Here is a 15837-nt window from a genome sequence, read left to right on the forward strand (position 1 = left end):
AAGCTTTCCTTAAGCGGTAAAGGGGACGATAACCATTTCTAAACCCCGACAACCAGGGCTACCATGAACGATATCGAATTCTCCGCTTTTCTCGTCAGCCGGGTCTGCCACGACCTCGTTGGGCCCCTAGGCGCCGTCGTCAACGGCTTGGAAGTGCTGGAAGATGAACGCGATGCCGCCATGCGGGCCGATGCCCTGAAGATCGTGACTTCGAGCGCGGCCCAGGCTTTGGCGCGGTTGCAATTCATGCGTATAGCCTTCGGCGCGGCGGGCTCGGCGGGGGCCGAACTCGACCTCGGCGAAGTCGGGCGGCTGGTCACGGGCCTGCTCTCGGGCGGGCGTCTCAGCGTGGAATGGGAGCCCTCCCATGCCCATTGGCCGAAGGATTGGGCCAAGCTTCTGATGAATGCGGCGCTGATCGCGGCCGATTGCCTGCCGCGTGGTGGGCTGATCCGCATCTCCACCCCCGAAGGAGCCCCAGGCTTCACCATTACCGCGGAAGGCACCGGCGTGCGCATATCGGAAGATGTCGCAAAGGCTCTGCACGGCGAGGCCTTGGAGCCGGATGCGCGCGGGGTGCAGCCGATCCTGACCTATCGTCTTGCCCGGGGCGTCAATGCCGGCCTGACCATCACGCTGAAAGAAGGCTTCGTGGAAATCGTTGCCGGCTAAAGCAAGTTTAGACTTTAAGTTCGCCTCAAGCTAATGGCAGCCGCGAAGCGAATTTAAAGTCCGATGCTTTAGGGGCCGGAATAAAGCGGCCATTTACTTTCACGCGCTAGGTTCGGTTCAGTAAGGGATTGGCTTGTTCTATGAAAACCTGCCTCGTGGTCGATGATAGCCGTGTGATCCGTAAGGTCGCTTGCGCGATTCTGAAGGAACTGTCGTTTGAGACCGAGGAAGCCGAGAATGGTGCGCAGGCGCTTGTTGCCTGCCGCCGTCAGATGCCCGATGTGATCCTGGTCGATTGGCAGATGCCGTCGATGAGCGGCGTCGAATTTTTGCGCGCCTTGAATCACGAGATTTTCGGCCGCCGTCCGGCGGTGTTGTTCTGCACCACCGAGAATGATCCGGCCAATATCAGCGAAGCCGTCAACGCAGGCGCTGGCGACTATATCGTGAAGCCCTATGACCGGAAAATACTGGCGACCAAGCTCGCGGAAATGGGGCTTGTCTAATCACCATGAACGGGGCTGATCTCGCTTATCTCGCCAATGTCCTGCGCCGCCGTACCGGCATTGTGCTGGCTGAGAAAAAGACCAGCATGATCGAAACGCGGCTGGCGCCGGTGATCCGCCGCTTCGGCTTTCGCGATGCCGGCTCGCTTCTGAAGGAACTGCATTACGGTCACGAGGCGCTTGTGCAGGCGGTGATCGAGGCGATGACCACCAACGATTCGGCCTTCTTCCGCGACCGCCGCACCTTCGAGGAATTTCGCGATATCGTTCTGCCCAATTTGATGGAAGAGCGGGCCGAGACCAAGCAGCTCCGCATCTGGTGCGCGGCGTGCGCGGCCGGGCAGGAGCCATATTCCATCGCCATGCTTTTGGATGATGTCGGCCTCATCGAACAAGGTTGGCAGATCACGCTGATCGCGACCGACATCAATACCGAGATGGTGGCGCGCGCCCAGGAAGGCGTCTATTCGCAGATTGAAGTGCAGCGTGGCCTTCCCATCCGCCGCCTCGCCAGCCACTTCACCAAGGAAGACGAGCGCTGGCGCATCTCCGACAAGCTGCGGCGGATGGTGAACTTCCGCACCTTTAATCTGCTTGATTCATTCGGCTGGTTGCCGGATTGCGACGTCGTCTTCTGCCGCAATGTGCTGATGTATTTCGAACCCAAGACGCGGTTCTCGGTGCTCGATCGCATCAGCGAGATATTGGCGCCGGATGGTGCCTTGCTGGTCGGACCTGCCGAGTCGCTCGTGGGCTACGAACTCGGCTATGTTCCGGCCGAGCATGCGCCAGGCCTGTTCTATCGAACCCGGCCTGTGCCGTTCCGGCGCCGTATCGCGGGCTAGCGCGCGTCCCTTAAGAACGCGCGCCACCCTATATCATCAGATTTTCGCGCGAATACCTGCCGTGAAGGTGCGCCCGATGGTGCCGTAGCCACCGGTCAGTTCATCACGGTTATCCGTCACGTTCTCAACCCGCCCGAACAGTTCGAGACCCTTGGCCAGGCTGTAGTTGGCGAAGAAGCCGAGTTCAGCGCGATCCTTGAGCTTGGTGAAGTGGCCGGCATCGTCGAAGCGGCTGCCGACATAGGTCAGCGAGGTGCCGAGCGACAGATCGCTGAGTGCCTGCCAGGTGAGCGTGCCGCTCACGCTATCATGCGGGCGGCGCGCCAGTTGCAGGCGGGTGATCTGGTTGAGGTTGGTGAGGTTGGTGTAGCTGAGGCTGGCCTTCAGGCCCTCCACGATCTCGCCAGAGGCTTCCACTTCGATGCCCTTCGCCAGCGAACGCGCTACGTTGTAGTAATAGCCGCCTTCATTGGCGCGCAGCGAGCAGGCGGTGGAGGTAACGCCCCAGCAGGAGAAGAAATCGATCTGGTTGGTCGTGGCGCGCGAGAAATAGGTCGCCGAAACCACCCAGCCGCCGACGGCCTGATCGATGCCCGCTTCCCAGCCCGTCGCCAGTTCCGGCTTCAGCTGGGTCACCGGGTTGGAGTAGGGCGAATAGAGCTGATACAGCGCCGGGGCCTTGAAGCCGTCGCCGATATTGGCGCGCAGCGTGGTGCCTTCCGCCAGTTGATAGGCGACATTGGCCTTGTAAGAGGTGTGATCGCCGAACTGGCTATTATGGCTGTAGCGGGTGCCGACCGTAACCGTCAGGTTCGAGAGCGGAGAAACCTGAAGCTGGCCATAGACGCCATCGACGCGCACCGCACCGCCGATCGCTGCCGCATCATACTGGCCCTTCTGGGCGAAGCTGGTGCGTTCATGCTCATAGCCGAAGGTAACGACATCGGTCTGGTTCAGCTTATAGCCGCCCTGATATTCGATGCTGGTGGTGCCGCCTTTGCCGTAGAAATCCTGCACGGTGTCAAAGGTCTTGCGGTCGCTGTCGCTGCGGCTGATGGACAGACGATTGGTGAAACGACCGTTCAAGAAATCGCCATTCACGCCGCCATAGAGCGCCAGAAGTTCATTGGTGCCGTATTGATGCGTATCGGCAAGGGTGTAGTTCGGCGGCGGGAAGCCATCGAAGCTGTCACGCGCACGGGTGTAATAGACGCGCGCGTCAACGCTCACTTCCTCAGTCGCGTGCCAGCGCAGATTGCCGGTGGCGCCGAAGTGATGATAGCCGTCCGCTTCCGAATTGCCATTGCGGCTGTCGGCAGCCGAGACGCTGTTGGTAGTGTAGAAATTCGCTGCCGCGCCGAAATCAAGCGTGGAATAGCTGCCCCTGGCCGCGGCGTTCACATGCACGGTGTCGAGCGAACCGGCTTCCGCCGTCAGCGTCGCCTTGTTTTCTCCGCCACGCGCGGTGACGAGGCTGATGACGCCGCCGATGGCATCGCTGCCATACAGCGTCGATTGCGGGCCGCGCAGCACTTCCACGCGCTCAAGACCATTGGCGAGCACGTCACCCATCAAGGCCTGGCCGGTCGGGGCAGAGGGATCATTGATGCGCACGCCATCCACGAGCACCACGGACTGGCCGACTTCGGCGCCACGCAGCAGGACCGAGGTGGTCTGGCCGACACCGCCATTGCGGATCACGGTCACGCCCGGCGCGGTCGCCAGAGCGTCCGACAGAATGACGGTTTGACGGGCTTCAAGATCGGATGCGCTGATCACCGAAATGCTGGCGCCGGTGACGGCGGCAGGCTCGGGCGTGCGTGTGGCACTGACGACGATGGTTTCAGCGCCCGCAGCCGAGGCAAGGCTCATCACAGCAGCGGATGATAAAAGTAGTTTACGCATGACGTTCTCCTGGTTTGCGCCAAGAGCCGGCACGCGGGATATCCCGCATGAACTCCAAAGATGGATCATACTTCCCGCGACGACTCCAATACTGTCGTCGCGACGGTTTCCCCCGCAGTTTTCGGCGCACCCCGGCCGGAAACAGGACGACAGCATCAGGCAGGTCTCCTGGCTTTCCGGGTCTTCGTCCGCTTCCGCCTTCCCGGGATATCCCAGTGGCGTTTGGAAGCGTTCTCGCCGGGCACAGTTGCGGGGGCAGCCGCTTTCGCGTTCCCTAAACCTGACACCTGGGGCACTGCTAGACCGCTTTTGGCCCTGGGGTCAACCGCCGGACGTAGACGTCCGAAAATGGCCAGACGAGGCGTGTCTTTTGCGCCATGATGGCCGCCATGGATATGCCACCTTTCGACATCTGCTACCGGGCCTTGGCGAGCCGCGATGCGCGCTTCGACGGACGTTTGTTTGTGGCGATTACGTCTACCGGCATCTACTGCCGCCCGATCTGCCCGGCCCGCACCGCAAAGCCAGAGAATTGCCGCTTCTTTCCGAGTGCTGCTGCCGCTCAAGAAGCAGGCTTTCGTCCCTGCCTGCGCTGTCGCCCGGAAATCTCGCCCGATGCTGCTGCCTGGCGCGGGACCTCCAATACCGTATCGCGCGCGCTTGCGCTGATCGCCGAAGGTCATTTGGATAGTGAGGCGAATATCGCAGAACTCGCCGACAGGCTTGGTGTTGGCGAACGCCAATTGCGCCGTTTGTTCGAGAAACATCTCGGCGCCTCACCGGTGGTCGTGGCGCAGACACGCCGTATCCTTTTCGCCAAGCAGCTTATTCAAGACACTGCTCTATCAATGAGCGAAATCGCGGAAGCCTCAGGCTTCGGCTCTGTCCGGCGTTTCAATGATGCGTTCCGCAAACTCTATGGCAAAAGCCCAAGCGAGCTTAGGGCGCGCAAAGCCGCGATAGGTGCGATCACCGTCAAGCTCGGCTATCGCGCGCCTTATGATTGGGATCAGATGATCGCGTTTTTGGGCGGGCGTGCGGTAGATGGTGTCGAGATCGCCGAGCCCTCGCGCTACGCCCGCACCATCTCGCTTCATGGGCATATGGGTGCCATCGAGGTGCGGCCAGGGAAGGGGCATCTTGTTGCAGCTATCCGCTTCGCCGAGCCGCGCCACTTGCTCGCGATTGTTGGGCGGTTGCGGCGCCTCTTCGATCTTGATGCGGATGTTGCCGCTATCGGCGCGCATCTTTCGGCGGATGCCCATCTCGCGCCGCTGATCGCCAAACGGCCGGGTTTGCGCACGCCGGGCACTTGGGACGCGTTCGAACTTGCCGTGCGCGCCATTCTTGGTCAGCAGGTGAGCGTGGCTGCGGCGCGCAAACTGGCCTGCAAGCTGGTGGCGCTGACCTCTCCCATACTGACGCCCGACATCACAGGCGACGAGCGGCTGAAGGCGATCTTTCCAGACGCCGTGCGCCTCGCCGCGGCCGATCTTTCCAGCTTCGGCATGCCCAACGCCCGAAAGAAGGCATTATCCGCATTGGCCGATGCGGCGAACGCCGATCCGCGTCTTCTGGATGTGCACGGCGCCTTCGAAACCGTCATCGCGCGGCTCACGCAGTTGCCGGGCTTCGGTCCGTGGACGGCGCAGTACTGGGCCCTACGCGCGCTGCGCGACAGCGATGCCTTTCCCGCCGCGGACCTCGCGCTTCTCAGGGCGATGGAGGAAGGTGGTGCGCGGCCAGCGCCCTCCGCCCTATTAGCGCGGGCGGAGAATTGGCGGCCCTGGCGGGCCTATGCCGCCCAGCATCTTTGGGCTCAGGATGCAGACCGTGCTTTATCATGACGCCTTCGACACGCCTTTAGGCCCATCCCACCTCGTTTGCGATCAAGAGGGGCGCTTGCTTCTCTTTGGTTGGTATGAGGGCGCGCGCTGGCAAAAAGCCTTTTCCGGCGGCGACATCATGGACCAACCCAACCCCTTCGGCCTGCGCGATGCCTTCACGGCCTATTTCGCCGGAGAGGTGACGCGGCTCGACAGGCTCGCCATCGGGGTGCGCGGCACCGATTTTCAGATGGAGGTTTGGCAAGCCCTGCGCACCATTCCCGCGGGCCAGACCCTAAGCTATGGCGCGCTCGCCCAGCGAATCGGTAAAGCGAATGCGGTGCGCGCTGTGGGGCTCGCCAATGGCGCCAATCCCATCGCGCTCGCGGTCCCTTGTCATCGTGTTATCGGCAGCAGCGGGTCTCTGACCGGTTATGGCGGTGGACTCGAACGCAAGCGATGGCTGTTGAGACATGAAGCACAATTCACAGGCATTGGTCTATTTGCACAAAAACTGTAATCCCGCTTACACGATTAACCGCTAGCGGTTAATCCTTATGCGTCCCTCTGTCATTTAGCCGCGCAATTGGCCATCACCGTTACCGAACCGTCGCAGTTCATGGCCAAATTGCGTCTATGATATCGGAAAACGCGAATCGATATGCGGTGTACGGAATGGCTAAGGATGCCGCCGTTTGGATCACGCTCCGGCGTGTGTTTTGGGCCGTGGCAGCCTCGCTGCTTATCGGGGCGATCATCTATGCCTATTTCGGTTCGCATATTCTGATCGGGTGTGCGGTCGTAGTGGCCGCAGCGGCATTGTCGGCGGGGATCGGCGAACGTCAGCCGCCCAAGACAGTGGTGGAAGTGCCCGCCCAGAATGATCTGCATGTCCTGCCGCCCCTGTCGCGGGAGATGCTGGAGCGGCTCCCCGATCCCTTGATGCTGGTCAATGGCGGCGACCGGGTGTTCTTCGCCAACCGCGCCATGCGCGACGTGATTGGTGTCGGTATTGAGCGCAAGCATATCTCTGCCGTGTTGCGCAATCCGTCGATTCTCGAGGCGCTCGCCCGCACCAGCCAGACCGGCGAGCCCGGCTCGGTGGATTTTGTCGTCCGCGTTCCGATTGAGCGCAATTATCAAGCCTTTACTGCCCGCGTTTCAACGGAACCTTCGATCATCATGCTTCTGATGCACGATCTGACCTCGATTAAGCGCACGGAGCAGATGCGCGTGGATTTCATCGCCAACGCCAGCCACGAGTTGCGCACCCCGCTGGCCGCGGTGGCGGGCTTTATCGAGACGTTGAAGGGGCCTGCGCGCGACGATGAAGAGGCGCGCGAAAAGTTCCTCGACATCATGGCGGTCGAGGCTGAGCGCATGCGCCGCCTGATCGAAGACCTTCTCTCGCTTACCCGTATCGAGCTCAACGAGCACGTTCCGCCGCGCGGGGAGGTGGCCTTAGAGGAGGTCATCCGGCAAGCTTCGGCGGCGCTCTCGCCGCTCGCCAAGGCCGATGGAATCAGCATCGTTGTGGAGGCCGCGCCCGATCTTCCGCGTATCAGCGGCGAGCGCGACGAGCTTGTGCAGCTCTTCCAGAACCTTATCCACAACGCGATCAAATATGGCCGCGAGCGGGGCGAGGTGAAAATCGCGCTGAAGCAGCAGGCCGCGACCGGCCGACGGGGGCCCGAGGCTTTCGTGATCGCCAGCGTCAAGGATGATGGCGAAGGCATTCCGGCGGAGGCGATTCCGCGCCTGACGGAGCGCTTTTACCGGGTAGATGTGAAGCGCAGCCGGGAGCGCGGCGGTACGGGGCTTGGGCTTGCCATCGTCAAGCACATCGTCAACCGGCACAACGGCAAGATGCAAATTGAGAGTCGTGTGGGCGAAGGATCGACGTTTACCATCACCCTTCCGGCCCTAAAAAAGCAGACAGATGCGTCTGTCACGGAACTGTTATAAAAACATCGCATACCGATTGCGTTGTCGGTGTGAATGGTGTCGGCAACGAGGAAGTGGGCAGGCGTCATGGCGGAACATACCGTAAAGTCCTTCACCGAGCAGCTCGAGGCTCTTGCATCGTCTGTCGCCCAAATGGGCGGGCTGGCCGAGGCGCAGCTTGCGGACTCGATTGATTCCATCGCCAAGCGCGATACCGCGCGGGCTGAACAGGTTGTTGGTTCTGATCGCAAGATCGATGAGCTGCAGCAGGTTATCGAAGAACATGCGCTGAAGGTTCTGGCGCTGCGCCAGCCGATGGCGGTCGATCTGCGCGAAACCCTCGCCGCGATCAAGATTGCGGGCGAACTTGAACGCATCGGCGACCTCGCCAAGAACATCGCCAAGCGCGCTATCGTCCTCAATCGTGAACCGCCGATTCGTCTGGCGCAGAGCCTGGCGCGTATGGGCGGGCAGGCGCTCGCCCAGCTCAAGCTGGTGCTGGATGCCTATTCGGATCGCGACGCCGACACCGCCGAGCAGGTCTGGAAGCAGGACGGCGAAATCGATGAGATGTACAACAGCCTTTTCCGCGAGCTCCTCACCTACATGATGGAAGACCCGCGCACGATCGGCCTGTGCACGCATTTCCTCTTCATCGCCAAGAATATCGAACGTACGGGCGATCACTGCACCAACATCGCCGAAGTCGTTTATCACATGGTCACGGGTGGCCATCTCGCCATCGATCGTCCCAAAAGCGATCTGACCGCGACCACTGCTATCCGCATTGAAAAGAAGGATTAAGCCATGAAGCCGTCGGTGCTCGTTGCCGAGGACGAAAGCGCCCTTGTCACCCTGCTCCGATACAATCTGGAGCGCGAGGGATACCGGGTGTTGGAAGCGATGGATGGCGAGGAAGCCCTCCTGGTCGCTGCAGAAGAGAAGCCGGACCTCGTTCTCCTCGATTGGATGCTGCCGCAATTATCGGGGATCGAGGTCTGCCGCCGTCTGCGCAGCCGCCAGGAAACCCGCAATGTGCCGATCATCATGCTGACGGCGCGCGGCGAGGAAACCGACCGCATCCGTGGGCTTGATACCGGCGCGGACGATTATCTCACCAAGCCCTTCTCGATGATGGAGCTTCTGGCGCGGCTGCGCGCTGTGATGCGTCGCATCCGTCCCAGCCTGGCTGAAGACGTCGTCACTGTCGGTGATATCGAAATGGATCGCGCCGCGCATCGTGTGCGCCGTGCGGGCAAGGAAGTTCATCTCGGTCCGACTGAGTACAAGCTGCTCGATCATCTCATCCAGCATCCGGGCCGCGTCTTCTCGCGCGAGCAGCTTTTGGATGCGGTGTGGGGCTCGGATGTCTATGTCGAGGCGCGCACGGTGGACGTCCATGTCGGGCGTCTGCGCAAGGCCCTCAATATCGATGGCACGGCTGATCCGATCCGCACGGTGCGCTCGGCCGGCTACGCGCTGGAAGATACGCCCGCAGCAGCCGCCTAAAGGCGGGGCGGGCGCTTGTCGCGAAGCTAAGGTCGCGCTTAGCCGCAAACCTTATGCACATAGGTGCCGCGCAGGAGGTTCCGCAGCGGATCCACCGGCAGCGGCTCAGCCTTAACCACAGGCTTCTTCTCCGCGCCTTTGGGGGCCGCGCTGACGGGTACGGTCTTCTTGGTCTTTTTCGGAGCATTTTTCATGCGCGCGAGACTATCACATCTCGCGCGCTATGTTTGCGGAATTTCTCCGCTCGTCTTTTAGCTCGCGATCTTGTCGCGGCGCTGCTGCTGCGGCTGGTAGGCCTTGCGGGCATGCGCTTCGCAATAAGGCGAGCCGTTCTTCGGCTTGCGGCCGCAGAAGTGGAACTCGTTGTCGGAAGGATCGCCGATCGGCCAGCGGCACATACGGTCGTTGATCGTCAGCACGGTGGCGAAGTTGCCGTCGTCGAGCTGCAGCGGATCTTCTTCCACGATCGGCGCCGGGGGGATGTGCGGGCGGATATTGACCCGCGGCGTCACCGGCAGGCGCGGGCGTTCCACGCGCGAGGGGGAAGCACGGCCCGCCAGGCCGAGTCTGTGAACTTTGCCGATCACGGCGTTGCGGGTCACCCCGCCCAGGGCGCGGGCGATCTGGCTGGCGGACAGCCCCTCTGTCCAGAGGCTCTTCAGCTGTTCAACCCGGTCATCCGTCCAATTGGCCTGCGTCATGCGGCACTCCTTTCGGCCATCTGCCACCACCTATCGTAGCGGCTGATCTTGGCCGCACAAGGCATGGGGCTTAACCACTAGGTGTTCGTCCACAGAATCCGACTCGGCCTGCAAAAGCTCCTGTGGGCAAAAAATATTTGTGCGATTCCAACGACGTGCGTGCCCTTGGGGCGCCTTGCGACGTGACTTTGCTTGTGACGGGGAACCAAAGCAGTTAAAGCCCCTCGTCTTATCCACAAATCTCGTAACCTTGGAGGTCAACGTGTTCCCGTCATTGCTGCCAACCTACAATCGGACGGAAGTCGCTTTCGTCCGGGGCGAAGGGCCTTACCTTTTCGCCGAGGATGGGCAGCGATATCTCGATTTCACGGCGGGAATTGCGGTCAACGCCTTCGGTCATGCCAATCCCCGGCTGGTCGCCGCGCTCACTGAGCAGGCGGGCAAGCTTTGGCACACCTCGAACCTCTTCCGCGTGCCCGGGCAGGAGGCGCTGTCCAAGCGACTCACCGAGGTAACCTTCGCCGACACCTGCTTCTTCACCAATTCTGGTGTGGAAGCCTGCGAACTCGCCTGGAAGATGGCGCGCCGCTACCAGTTCGTCAGCGGCCATCCGGAGAAGTTCCGGATTATCTGCTTCGAAGGCGCTTTCCATGGCCGTACCATGGCTGCCATCGCGGCCGGCGGTAATCCCAAATACCTCGAAGGCTTCGGCCCCAAGGTGGAAGGTTTCGACACCATTCCGCCGGGCGATATCGAAGCTGTGAAGGCGGCCATCGGTCCCGAAACCGCCGCCATCCTCATCGAGCCCATCCAGGGCGAGGGCGGCGTGCGCGTTCTGACCAGCGAATATCTGAAGGGCCTGCGCAAGCTTTGCGACGATAACGGCTTGCTTCTGATTTTCGACGAAGTGCAGTGCGGCGTCGGCCGTACCGGCAAGCTCTTTGCCTATGAATGGCACGGCATCACGCCGGATATCATGCCGATTGCCAAAGCGATTGGCGGCGGCTTCCCCGTTGGCGCCTGCCTTGCCACCGCTGAAGCGGCCAAGGGCATGACGGCGGGCACCCACGGCACGACCTATGGCGGCAATCCGCTCGCCATGGCGGTTGCTAAGGAAGCGCTTGAAATGGTGCTGGAACCCGATTTCCTGCCCCATGTCGTCAAGATCGCCAATTACCTGCAGCAGCAGCTTGGCCAGCTTCTCGCCGACCATCCTACCGTGTTCGAAGAAGTGCGTGGGCAGGGTTTGCTCCTCGGCCTCAAGATGAAAGTGCCGAACACCGAGTTCGTCGCTGTGGCGCGCAAAGAGCAGCATCTCTTGCTGGTTGGGGCTGGCGACAACGTCATCCGCCTCCTGCCGCCGCTGATCATCGAGGAAGCCCACGTCCGCGAGGCCGTGGAAAAGCTCTCCGCCGCCGCCAAAACATTTGAATCCAACGCGAAATGAGCCGCGCCATGAAGACCGACTTCATTGATATCGCCGACCACGATGCTGCCAGCCTCCGGGCCATTCTGAACGACGCAAAGTCCCGCAAGGATGCGCGCAAGGGCTTGCCCAAGGGCGTTCCCGATGCCGATAAGCCGCTCGAGGGCCGCATTCTTGCGATGATCTTCGACAAGCAGTCTACCCGCACCCGCATCTCTTTCGATGTCGGCATGCGCCAGCTCGGCGGCACCACCATCATGCTGACCGGCAGCCAGATGCAGCTCGCTCGTGAAGAAACCATCGCCGATACGGCCCGCGTGCTCTCGCGCTATGTCGATGTGGTGATGATCCGTTTGCTCGACCATGAAATGGTGATGGATCTCGCGGCCAACTGCACCGCGCCGGTGATCAACGGCCTGACCAAACTTTCCCATCCCTGTCAGGTGATGGCCGATATTCTGACCTTTGAGGAGAAGTTCGGTTCCATCCAAGGCCGCACCGTGGCCTGGAGCGGCGACGCCAATAACGTCTGCACCTCCTGGATTCACGCCGCCGCCAAGCTCGACTTTACCTTGCGCGTCGCCGCCCCGCCGGAACTTCAGTCCCGTCCGGCTCTGCGCGACTGGGTGCACAAGGTTGGTGCCAAGGTCGAATTCGGCAGCGATGCCGAAGCCGCGGTGGAAGGGGCCGATTGCGTCGTTTCCGATGCCTGGGTGTCGATGGGCGATGAGGATTCCACCAAGCGCCACAACCTGCTCAAACCCTTCCAGGTCAATTCCAAGCTGATGGCCCGCGCCAATAAGGACGCGCTCTTCATGCACTGCCTGCCGGCCCATCGCGGCGAGGAAGTGACCGATGACGTGATCGATGGTCCGCAAAGCGCGGTCTGGGACGAGGCGGAAAACCGCCTGCATGTCCAGAAGTCGATCATGGCCTGGACGCTGGGCGCGATCTGATCGGTCCCATACGGTAACATTCCGGGCGGCAGGCTGATAGGCTTGCCGCCCGTGCCGTTTAGGGCCCCCGGCGCCCCCGCGTTGAATTTTGGCTTCGAACCCCTATATCCCTCGGATCATGGAAAACTATATCAACGCCCCGGCAGGCGATTTCGTGCTGCCTTTCGATGTAGTCGGCGCTGGCATTCGCGGCCGGCTGGTGCGGCTCGACGCGACGTCGGCGCGCGCGCTCAGCGTGCATGCTTTGCCGGAAGCCGCTGCGCGTGTGGCGGGCGAGGTGCTGGCCCTCTCGGTGCTGCTCGGCACTGCGTTGAAGCTCGACGGGCGGCTGACGGCACAGACCAAATCCGATGGCCCGCTCGATCTTGTCGCCGCCGATTACTATGGCGCGACCGAGGACAAGCCCAAAGGCGTGCGCGCCTATGCCCGTTATGATGCGAACGCCGAACTTGGCGAGAAGCCGCTTTTCGCGGCGCTGGCGGGCGAGGGTTCGCTCGCCATCACCATCGAGCCTTTGCGCGGCGGCCAGACTTATCAAGGCATCGTGCCGCTCTCGCCCAAGGGTATCGCAGTGTCGGCGGAAACCTATTTCGAGCAGTCCGAACAGCTTCCGACGCTGATCCGCCTCGCGGCGGCGCCGGTGTTTCATGCCGGTGCGAAGGAACCCACATGGCGCGTCGGCGGCTTGATGCTTCAGGCGACCCCGGGCGTTGCGCGCGGCGAGGATGATTGGGATCGTCTCGCGGCCTTGGCGGGATCGGTGGAAGATGTCGAACTCCTCGACACTGCGCTCTCCGCCGAGACCTTGCTGTGGCGTCTCTTCAATCAGGAAGAAGTGCGTGTGCAGCCCGCCGAGGAAATCGCCTTCCGTTGCGATTGCTCGGGCGAACGCATCGCCGCCGTGCTGCAATCCTATACCGAGGAAGAACGCTCCGGCCTCGCCGACCCCGATGGTGTCATCCGCGCCAAATGCGAATTCTGCGGCACGGTGCACGAGATCGGAAAAGCGACGGTTTCATAAGGCGCGCTTTTCCTGAGCCGTCATGGCCGGGCTCCGACCCGGCCATCCAGTCTCTAAACCAAGATACTATCTAATTTGCGCTGCTGTGTGGCGTCCAAATGGATGGCCGGTGCCCGGCCATGACGGGACACATTACCCTTCGTGCTTATTCACCGGGTTGCCGATGACGTGGAAGAACTCGCGCCGCGTCGCCGGGTTGGTGCGGAAATGTCCGTGCACGGCGCTCGTCACCATGGTCACGCCGGGCTTATGCACGCCGCGGGTCGTCATGCATTGATGGGTGGCTTCGATCACCACCGCGACGCCCTTGGGTTCCAAGACGCGTTGAATGCAATCGGCGATCTGGGCGTTCATGGTTTCCTGCACCTGGAAACGGCGCGCGAAAACATCCACCACACGGGCAAGCTTTGAGATGCCGACCACGCGATTGTTCGGCATATAGCCGATATGGGCGCGGCCGATGATCGGAGCCATGTGATGCTCGCAATGGCTCTCGAAGCGGATGTCCTTCAAGACGACCATGTCGTCATAGCCTTCCACCTCTTCAAAGGTGCGGCTGAGATAGTCCGCCGGATCTTCGTTATAACCCGAGAACCAATCCTCATAGGCGCGAGCGACGCGGGCAGGGGTATCGCGCAAACCCTCGCGGTCTGGATCATCGCCGGACCAGCGTAGAAGCGTGCGGATGGCAGCTTCGGCCTCTTCACGGCTCGGGCGGGGTTGGTTCAGTTTGCGTTTTTCCGACATGGCGCGCCTTCTGGGTGTGACCCGCATAACGAAGCGGTCTTCCCCTTGGATCAACTTCGATCTTAGTGCACTTGGCGCCGCTCGTGCGGACTTTCAAGCAGGAAGGGTGGAATTTCTGCTTCAAAAGCTTCTCCAGACGCCGATTGCATCTGATAGCGCCCGACCATGAAGCCTGAGGCGGTCGGCAGCGGGCAGCCGCTGGTATATTGGAAGGTTTGGCCGGGGCCGATCACGGGCTGGGCGCCGACCACGCCGGGGCCGCGCACTTCCTGAATATGCCCAACTGCATCGGTGATATGCCAATAGCGCGACAAAAGCTGCACGCTCTCGCTGCCGTTGTTTTCGATAATCACCGTATAGGACCAAAGAAATTGGCCCTCATCCGGATCGGATTGATCTTCCAGGTAAGACGGCTCTACCGCCACCCGGACGCCCCGTGTGACACGCTCGTACATGGCGCGATTATCACTCGCCGCCTGCTGCTCCCGCAAGTCGTAAGTCGCGGGAGAGGTTAACGACGCCGGCCGCAAAACCCTCGCTAGGGAAGGGCTTTTTGCAGCGCCTGTTCAAGGTCTTCGCAGAGATCTGCGGGATCTTCCAAGCCCACCGAGATGCGCAGCATTCCGTCGCTGATGCCGAGCTGCGCGCGAGCCTCCGGCGTCATCTTGCAATGCGTCGTGGTCGCCGGATGGGTCATCAGACTCTTGGCGTCGCCGAGATTGTTGGAGATATCGATCAAACGAATGGCTTTCAGAAGCGCGAATGCCTCTTCCTTGCCGCCATCCAGCGCGAAGGTCACAACGCCGCCGCCGCCCGACATCTGCGCTTTGGCGAGCTCCACCTGCGGGTGATCATCGCGGAAGGGATAAAGCACGCGGTTGACGCCCTTCTGCTTGGCCAGGAAATTGGCGACCGCCAGCGCATTTTCGCAATGGGCTTTCATGCGCAGATTCAAGGTTTCCAGGCTCTTCAAATGCAGCCAGGCATTGAAGGGGCTGATGGTCGGGCCGGTATTGCGCAAGTAAGTCTGCAAATGCTGGCTGAGGAATTCCTCATCGCAAAGAATGACACCGCCCATCGCGCGGCCTTGGCCGTCGATATATTTGGTCGAGGAATGCACCACGATATCGGCGCCGAAATCCATCGGGCGCTGCAAGGCGGGGCTGGCAAAAGCATTGTCCACCACCAGCCGTGCGCCCGCCTTGTGCGCGATCTCGGCAATGGCGCGCAGATCGGCGATGTCGAGGGTCGGATTGGCTGGCGTTTCCAGGAAGAAGAATTTGGTGGCTGGCGTCACCGCCTTGCGCCACTGGTCGAGATCGGTGCCGTCCACGATGGTTGAGGTAACGCCGAAGCGGGCGAGGATGTCTTCCACCACAAAACGGCAGGCTCCGAACATGGCGCGGGCCGCGACGACATGATCACCCACCCGCAAAGCCGAGAGGAACACCGCCGAAACCGCCGCCATGCCGCTCGCCGTCGCGCGGGCAACCGGGGCGCCTTCAAAGGCGGCCATGCGGGCCTCGAACATCGACACGGTGGGGTTGCCGTAGCGCGTATAGGTGAAGCCATCCTGCTCGCCCTTGAAGCGGGCTTCAGGCTCTTCCGGGCACTCATAGGCATAGCCAGAGGTCAGAAACAGCGTCTCCGCCGTCTCCTGAAAACCGGTGCGAAGCTGCCCGCCGCGCACGGCCAGGGTCTGAGGGCGCCAACCTTGGGAGTTCTTATGTGTCGTCATGTCCATGCCTAAAGCGCAAACGAGACGCCGTAACGGCGCCC

The 15837-nt window shown here is 61.6% G+C and carries 17 protein-coding genes and 1 riboswitch; of the genes, 11 read left to right on the plus strand and 6 right to left on the minus strand.

Features of this window, described 5'->3' with window-relative positions; all coding sequences use genetic code 11:
• Positions 1–63: 63 nt before the first annotated feature.
• From FHS83_RS11700 to FHS83_RS11710, 3 genes are all read left to right on the plus strand, one after another.
• Complete coding sequence (locus tag FHS83_RS11700) at positions 64–672, plus strand: histidine phosphotransferase family protein (protein WP_167083135.1); 609 nt, start codon at positions 64–66, stop codon at positions 670–672.
• 140 nt (positions 673–812) lie between these two features.
• Positions 813–1178 (plus strand): response regulator, encoded by a 366-nt coding sequence (locus FHS83_RS11705; RefSeq protein ID WP_167083136.1) that lies wholly within the window; start codon positions 813–815, stop codon positions 1176–1178.
• A gap of 5 nt (positions 1179–1183) precedes the next feature.
• Positions 1184–2023, plus strand: a complete 840-nt coding sequence (locus FHS83_RS11710; protein ID WP_167083137.1) for a CheR family methyltransferase — start codon at positions 1184–1186, stop codon at positions 2021–2023.
• A gap of 36 nt (positions 2024–2059) precedes the next feature.
• Here FHS83_RS11710 and FHS83_RS11715 read toward each other — a convergent pair whose 3' ends face one another.
• Positions 2060–3928 carry a TonB-dependent receptor plug domain-containing protein gene (locus tag FHS83_RS11715; RefSeq protein WP_167083138.1) on the minus strand — a complete coding sequence of 623 codons (1869 nt, stop codon included), beginning with the start codon at positions 3926–3928 and terminating at the stop codon, positions 2060–2062.
• A gap of 141 nt (positions 3929–4069) precedes the next feature.
• Positions 4070–4227, minus strand: a riboswitch (cobalamin riboswitch).
• 90 nt (positions 4228–4317) lie between these two features.
• Here FHS83_RS11715 and FHS83_RS11720 point away from each other — a divergent pair.
• The 5 genes from FHS83_RS11720 (at position 4318) to phoB (ending at position 9207) form a co-directional block, all read left to right on the plus strand.
• Positions 4318–5775 carry a DNA-3-methyladenine glycosylase 2 family protein gene (locus FHS83_RS11720; RefSeq protein ID WP_167083139.1) on the plus strand — a complete coding sequence of 486 codons (1458 nt, stop codon included), beginning with the start codon at positions 4318–4320 and terminating at the stop codon, positions 5773–5775.
• Positions 5753–6274, plus strand: a complete 522-nt coding sequence (locus FHS83_RS19665; protein WP_167083140.1) for a methylated-DNA--[protein]-cysteine S-methyltransferase — start codon at positions 5753–5755, stop codon at positions 6272–6274. Before FHS83_RS11720 ends, FHS83_RS19665 begins: the two co-directional genes overlap by 23 nt.
• 155 nt (positions 6275–6429) lie before the next feature.
• The gene (locus tag FHS83_RS11730) at positions 6430–7719 is read left to right on the plus strand and encodes an ATP-binding protein (protein WP_167083141.1); all 1290 of its coding nucleotides are present in this window, start codon (positions 6430–6432) and stop codon (positions 7717–7719) included.
• Positions 7720–7785: 66 nt separating this feature from the next.
• Entirely contained in the window at positions 7786–8502 is a 717-nt protein-coding gene (gene phoU, locus FHS83_RS11735; protein ID WP_167083142.1) for a phosphate signaling complex protein PhoU, read from the plus strand.
• Positions 8503–8505: 3 nt separating this feature from the next.
• Positions 8506–9207 carry a phosphate regulon transcriptional regulator PhoB gene (phoB, locus tag FHS83_RS11740; RefSeq protein WP_167083143.1) on the plus strand — a complete coding sequence of 234 codons (702 nt, stop codon included), beginning with the start codon at positions 8506–8508 and terminating at the stop codon, positions 9205–9207.
• 38 nt (positions 9208–9245) lie between these two features.
• Here the strand turns inward: phoB and FHS83_RS11745 are convergent, their stop codons facing one another.
• Positions 9246–9401, minus strand: coding sequence for a hypothetical protein (locus tag FHS83_RS11745; protein ID WP_167083144.1), 156 nt, complete (start codon positions 9399–9401; stop codon positions 9246–9248).
• A 57-nt stretch (positions 9402–9458) separates the two neighbouring features.
• Positions 9459–9908, minus strand: a complete 450-nt coding sequence (locus tag FHS83_RS11750; RefSeq protein ID WP_167083145.1) for a GcrA family cell cycle regulator — start codon at positions 9906–9908, stop codon at positions 9459–9461.
• A 262-nt stretch (positions 9909–10170) separates the two neighbouring features.
• Between FHS83_RS11750 and FHS83_RS11755 the strand changes: the two genes are divergently transcribed.
• The 3 genes from FHS83_RS11755 (at position 10171) to hslO (ending at position 13311) form a co-directional block, all read left to right on the plus strand.
• Entirely contained in the window at positions 10171–11355 is a 1185-nt protein-coding gene (locus tag FHS83_RS11755) for an acetylornithine transaminase (RefSeq protein ID WP_167083146.1), read from the plus strand.
• 8 nt (positions 11356–11363) lie between these two features.
• Positions 11364–12290 carry an ornithine carbamoyltransferase gene (gene argF, locus FHS83_RS11760; protein ID WP_208414561.1) on the plus strand — a complete coding sequence of 309 codons (927 nt, stop codon included), beginning with the start codon at positions 11364–11366 and terminating at the stop codon, positions 12288–12290.
• Between the two features lie 118 nt (positions 12291–12408).
• On the plus strand, positions 12409–13311 hold the full coding sequence (hslO, locus tag FHS83_RS11765) for an Hsp33 family molecular chaperone HslO (RefSeq protein WP_167083148.1): 903 nt from the start codon (positions 12409–12411) through the stop codon (positions 13309–13311).
• A 132-nt stretch (positions 13312–13443) separates the two neighbouring features.
• Here the strand turns inward: hslO and folE are convergent, their stop codons facing one another.
• From folE to metZ, 3 genes are all read right to left on the minus strand, one after another.
• Complete coding sequence (gene folE, locus FHS83_RS11770) at positions 13444–14058, minus strand: GTP cyclohydrolase I FolE (protein WP_167083149.1); 615 nt, start codon at positions 14056–14058, stop codon at positions 13444–13446.
• 62 nt (positions 14059–14120) lie between these two features.
• Positions 14121–14513 (minus strand): Co2+/Mg2+ efflux protein ApaG, encoded by a 393-nt coding sequence (gene apaG, locus FHS83_RS11775; protein ID WP_167083150.1) that lies wholly within the window; start codon positions 14511–14513, stop codon positions 14121–14123.
• Between the two features lie 83 nt (positions 14514–14596).
• On the minus strand, positions 14597–15796 hold the full coding sequence (metZ, locus tag FHS83_RS11780; protein WP_208414568.1) for an O-succinylhomoserine sulfhydrylase: 1200 nt from the start codon (positions 15794–15796) through the stop codon (positions 14597–14599).
• Positions 15797–15837 lie beyond the last annotated feature (41 nt).

The organism is Rhizomicrobium palustre (assembly GCF_011761565.1).
Classification (GTDB): domain Bacteria; phylum Pseudomonadota; class Alphaproteobacteria; order Micropepsales; family Micropepsaceae; genus Rhizomicrobium; species Rhizomicrobium palustre.